The sequence below is a fragment of the bacterium genome (assembly GCA_027622355.1).
Lineage (GTDB): Bacteria > UBA8248 > UBA8248 > UBA8248 > UBA8248 > JAQBZT01.
In genome coordinates, this window is record JAQBZT010000232.1 from 1 (window position 1) to 4,685 (window position 4,685).

Below are 4,685 nucleotides of genomic sequence, written 5' to 3' on the forward strand. Positions count from 1 at the left end.
CTCCTCGCCATAGCGGTAGATGATGTCGGCAAGTGGTTCGATACCGAGTTCGTTGACCAGATCGGCAGCCGTCGTGCGCTCTCTGCGATCCATCCGCATGTCGAGGAGCGCCTCCGCGTCGAAGCGGAAGCCGCGATCGGGGTCATCGAGCTGCAGGGAGGAGAGGCCGAGGTCGAAGAGCACGCCGTCCACCGCCTCAAAACCTTCCTCGGCCACCACGCGCTTCAGTTCGGCGTAATGGGCATGGTGGATACGCGCGCTCCCGCCGTACCCGGCCAGGCGCTGGCGGGAGAGCGAAATCGCGTCGGCGTCCCGGTCACAGCCGATCAGCACACCCGATGGCTGTATCTCCTCCAGAACCGCAAGACTGTGTCCCCCTCCGCCCAAGGTAGTATCCAGGAACACAGCCCCCGGCTTCGGGGACAGGAAGTCAATGACTTCCTGAACCATGACCGGGACGTGCGACGCAGTCATTTCGACCTCACCGCAGCGCCGCCGCGCAAGCCGGCGGCCTTCTTCGATTGTGGCGACAGCGAACAACGGGCTCCCCCCCGTGGCTCGGGCCTTTAGAATTCGAGATCGATCAACCCATCTTCGGGCACGGTCTCTAAAATATCCTTGTTGTCATCCATCTGGGCCTCCCATCGCGCACGGCCCCAGATTTCGAATTTGTTTTCGAGGCCGACCAGCACCGCTTCCTTCTCGATCCCGGCCCCCTCCCGCAGCCGCGCCGGAATGAGGATGCGCCCCTGGCGGTCCAGCTCGCACTGGGTCGCCCGGGCGTACATGCTCCGGACGTAGCGGCGCACGTCGTCGCGGTAGGTCGGCAGGGCGCGGAACTTGTCGCTGAACCGGCGGCGCCACTCCTCGAGGGGGTAGGCGAAGATGCAGCCGTCCATGTCGAGCAGGATGAGTTGATCGCCATAAGTGGCGTTCAGGAATTCCCGGAATTTCGCGGGAACACTCAAGCGGCCCTTCGAATCAATAGAAACCACATGGGAACTGATGAGCATGACACTCTCCCCACACACCCCCACTTTTCCCCACTTATTTACATGTTTATAGTCTTTTCCCTGAGGGGTGTCAACGGAAATTTGGCTCAACGCAAGGAAAATCAGCTATTTCTTGTAATCTAGTTAACAGGAAGGCTGTCCACATCGTAGGCAGGAGAACGAAACCCGGTGAGAGGAGCAAAATTATAGTACGTTTTTATTCAAATGGTTAGGTGAATGTAATGAAGAAAACCGCAAGAAGTGGGAAGGATGCCCAAACCGCAGTTTTGCCCAGCAGAAAAGGTGTAATCCGAGCAACTACATTAATATCAATACGTTAACCGAAATTCAAGGGAAAGACTTGAAGCAGGCGCCTTTCCCGTCGATTTTGCCACTCCGCTAGCCCCACCAGAGGGCGAACGACAAAAGGGCCGCGGTTTCGATGATTTCTCCGGCTGCGCCGTAGGCATCGCCGGTGCCGCCCCCCAGGATACGCTCCAGATAGCGCGCCAGCAGCGCGGCAAGGATGCCGGAAACCGCCGCGGCAAAGATTCCCCCGCCGAAGCCGAGCAGCACACAGGCCCCCGCGGCCGCCGCAATCGCCCAGTTGCCCTCGGCGCGCCCGGCCGCCTCGGCGAACATCCGCCCGGTGCCGCCCTCGGGCCGGGCATAGGGGAGGCGTCCCAGAAGATAAGCCATCGCCGCCCGCCCCAGCGCGGGCGCCAGAAGAAGCGCCGCCCATTTGTCTCCCGCCGGGATCCCCCGCAGGGCCGCGAACTTCAGCAGCAGGACGCAGGCGATGGCCGCCGCCCCCATCGGGCCGCAGGCACTGTCCTTCATGATGCGGAGGCGCTCTTCGGGATTCGCGCCGCCCCCGATGGCGTCGGCCAAATCCGAGAGACCGTCCAGATGGAGCCCCCCCGTCATCACGGCCAGCGCCACCACCAGAACCGCATCCACCGCCACGGCGGGAAGCATCCGGCCCAGCACCGCGTTCAAAACAGCCAGTATCAGTCCAAGTAACAGCCCCACCCAGGAGAAGCGAATCACGGCGGCGGCGCATGTCCCTTGATCGGGGACCGTCTCCTCCCCTTCCGGCCAGGGCAGGATCGTCAAAAACCGCATGGCCAACCCAAAGCCTTTCATCCGGAATCCTCCTCTCCGCCCGGTTCCGCCTCGCCGGAAACCCCGGCGCTCTCAAAAGTGGCCATCTCGTCCATCATCCGCAGCCCGCCGCGCAAGAGCCCCAGCGCCAAGAGCGCCCCCGTTCCCTCCCCAAGGCGCATCTCTATCCGGACCGGCGGCCGCCAGCCCAGCGCCGCGAGTTGAAGGGCGTGGCCCGGCTCGGCCGACTGGTGGCTCGGAAAGCAGTATGCCATCGAATCCGGCGCCAGCGCGCGCGCCAGGAGCGCTCCCGCCGTGCTCACGAACCCGTCCACGAACACCGCCGCCCGGGAGGCCGCCGCACCGATGATCGCCCCGGCCATCGCCGCGATCTCGAAGCCGCCCCACTCGCAGAGGATTTCCAGCGGATCGGCCGGTGCCTCGGGCCGCCGCGCCAGGGCGCGTACCGCCACCTCGCGCTTCCGCTCAAGGGCCGTGCCGCGGACGCCGGTGCCGGGCCCCACAAACTCCCCCGTGGACTTGCCGAGCAGCGCCGCCGAGAGCACAGCCGCCGTCGTCGTGTTCCCGATCCCCATCTCCCCGAGGATGAGCACATTCGCGCCCTCCCCCGCCTTCTCCCGGGCCACGTCATACCCCGCCCGAAGGGCGCGCTCGGCTTCCTCTCGCGACATGGCCGGCTCGCGGGCCAGATTCCGCGTTCCGCGCGCAATCTTGCGGTCGATCAGCTTCGGATGCACTTCGAAGTCACCGCGAACGCCGGCGTCCACCACCCACACCTCGGCTCCGGCCTCGCGGGCCAGCGCGCTCACCGCCGCGCCACCCGCAAGAAAATTGCGGACCATCTGCACGGTCACCTCCGCCGGAAAGGCACTCACCCCCTCCGCCGTCACGCCGTGATCCGCGCAAAAGACCAGAGCGCAGGCCCGGATGGGCGGCGGCGGAAACGCTCCGGTGATGGCGCAGTAGCGGGCGACCCACTCCTCGAGCTGCCCGAGGCTTCCGGGAGGCTTGGTCAGCCGGTCGAGATGCCGCTGCGCCGCATCGTGCGCGGCCGCCGAAAGCGGGGGGATGGATTCGGGGAAAATAGACAAGGCACACTCTCCGGAGACAGATCCCGGGCGGAACCTTCGGGGGAGTGCCGGATGGATCCGGTTCCCTAGAAGCAGTGCTCCTCGGAGGGGAACCGCCCTTCGCGCACTTCGTTGCAGTATTCTTCGATCGCCTCGCGGGCCGAGGTTCCCAGATCGGAAAATACCCGGACGAACTTGGGCGTGAAATCGCTGAACAGATGCAGCATGTCGTGAATCACCAGCACCTGCCCGTCGCAATTGGGCCCCGCGCCGATGCCGATGGTGGGAATGTCGATCTCCCGTGTGATGCGCTCGCCAAGGGTCGAGGGGATGCCCTCGAGCACGACGCTGAAGGCACCTGCCTCCTGCACCGCCACCGCATCGCGCAGCACTTTCTCGGCGGCCTGCTCGTTCTTCCCCTGAATCTTGAAGCCACCGAAGCTGTGGATGCTCTGGGGGGTGAGGCCGACGTGCCCCATCACCGGAATCTGGCAATCCACCAGCGCGCGGATATCTTCCTTCACCCGGGTGCCGCCCTCGAGCTTGACGGCCTCGGCGCCTGCCTCGCGAACGAGCCGCCCGGCGTTGTGCACGGTTTCCGCGCGCGAGACTCCGTAGGTGAGAAACGGCATGTCCGCCACGAGGAGGGCGGCCGGCTTCGCCCGGCTCACGGCCTTCGTGTGGTGCACCATGTCGTCAAGCGTGACCTTGGTCGTATCAGGGTAGCCGAGCACCACCATGCCGAGACTGTCCCCGACCATGATGACATCCACTCCGGCCTCATCCACGAGCTTGGCGGTCGGATAGTCGTAGGCGGTGAGCGAGGTGATCTTTTCCTTGCCCTTTCGGGCGCGGATGGTGGCGGTGGTGATTTTCTTCTTTTGGGGCTGGGTGAGCGTACTCATGGGTCGCTCCCTCTCCTTCGAAAGGTGAACGCCTCTTTCATGACGGGCATGAAAGTGTGGAGGCGCAATTCACAAAAGACCAATCAAAACCGTCCAGGCCCATGGCTGGGTGCCCGGCGGAAGAGACAGCCTAGGTGGGGTCCGAAACCGTGTCAACCATCCCTTTTTTCCGCCTTTTCCATCGCCCGGACACCAAGCAGAACCGCCCGGTGCCCCGGTACATCGAACCCGGCTTTTTCCGCAATCTCAACGAATTTCCCGGTAAGGGCCCCGATTTCCGTCTCCCGGCCCCGGGTCAGGTCCTGCCACATGGAGTTGCGGTTTTCCGCCGTCTGGCGGGCCGCCGCCTCCGCGATGGCGAGCACATCGATATCGAAGCCGCGCCCATCGCTCACCTTCTGGGCCTCCCCGGCGAGAAGGCGGAAGAGCGGCACTGCCGGAACCTCAAGCAGCTCCCCGTTGCGCCTTTCGAGCAGCGCCCCGAGCGGATTGATCACGATGTTGGCCATCGCCTTCTTCCACTCCTCGGCCGGGCCGTCCGCACCGCGCGCCACCTCGGCGCCTGCCCGCTCGAACAGCTCCGCGAGGGCGGC

Annotated in this window: 6 protein-coding genes; all 6 read right to left on the bottom strand. The window is 64.8% G+C overall.

What is annotated here, in order from left to right; genetic code table 11:
* Window positions 1-474 (bottom strand): 16S rRNA (cytosine(1402)-N(4))-methyltransferase (gene mraW / locus O2807_12155; GenBank protein ID MDA1001251.1); only part of this gene is annotated, 474 nt, incomplete at its 3' end.
* Between the two features lie 92 nt (window positions 475-566).
* Window positions 567-1,013, bottom strand: coding sequence for a division/cell wall cluster transcriptional repressor MraZ (gene mraZ, locus O2807_12160; GenBank protein ID MDA1001252.1), 447 nt, complete (start codon window positions 1,011-1,013; stop codon window positions 567-569).
* Window positions 1,014-1,391: 378 nt separating this feature from the next.
* Window positions 1,392-2,138, bottom strand: a complete 747-nt coding sequence (gene cobS, locus O2807_12165; GenBank protein MDA1001253.1) for an adenosylcobinamide-GDP ribazoletransferase — start codon at window positions 2,136-2,138, stop codon at window positions 1,392-1,394.
* The gene (gene cobT / locus O2807_12170; GenBank protein ID MDA1001254.1) at window positions 2,135-3,208 is read right to left on the bottom strand and encodes a nicotinate-nucleotide--dimethylbenzimidazole phosphoribosyltransferase; all 1,074 of its coding nucleotides are present in this window, start codon (window positions 3,206-3,208) and stop codon (window positions 2,135-2,137) included. The genes cobS and cobT overlap by 4 nt, the downstream gene beginning before the upstream one ends.
* Before the next feature lie 65 nt (window positions 3,209-3,273).
* Window positions 3,274-4,092 (bottom strand): 3-methyl-2-oxobutanoate hydroxymethyltransferase, encoded by an 819-nt coding sequence (gene panB, locus O2807_12175; protein MDA1001255.1) that lies wholly within the window; start codon window positions 4,090-4,092, stop codon window positions 3,274-3,276.
* 152 nt (window positions 4,093-4,244) lie between these two features.
* On the bottom strand, window positions 4,245-4,685 hold a 441-nt coding region (locus tag O2807_12180), incomplete at its 5' end, for a 2-dehydropantoate 2-reductase (protein MDA1001256.1).